We start from the raw sequence: 289 nt of genomic DNA on the forward strand, positions 1-289 counted from the left end.
ACCACAGCAGCATCGCCAACGCGAACACGACCTGGGGCGTGAGCTACGACCCGGTGGGCCGCATCACGGGCTTCACCGCGACGGGGAGCCAGACCACCTTCAGCTACGACGCCAACGGCAACCGCACGGCCAGCACGAAGACCGCCAACGGCCAGAGCACCACCCGCAACTACACGGTCGCGGGCAGCAGCAACCGCATCGAGGGTTTCACTCAGACCACGGGCGGCACGACCACGGCCATCACCTACGGCCACAACGCCAACGGGGACCTGACCACCGACGGGCTGCG

Annotated in this window: 1 pseudogene; it reads left to right on the top strand. The window is 68.2% G+C overall.

The features are described 5' to 3' along the window. A pseudogene (locus B0W80_RS34270) lies at nucleotides 1-289 on the top strand (hypothetical protein); the annotation flags it as partial.

The organism is Variovorax sp. KK3, assembly GCF_001984055.1.
Lineage (GTDB): Bacteria > Pseudomonadota > Gammaproteobacteria > Burkholderiales > Burkholderiaceae_C > Variovorax.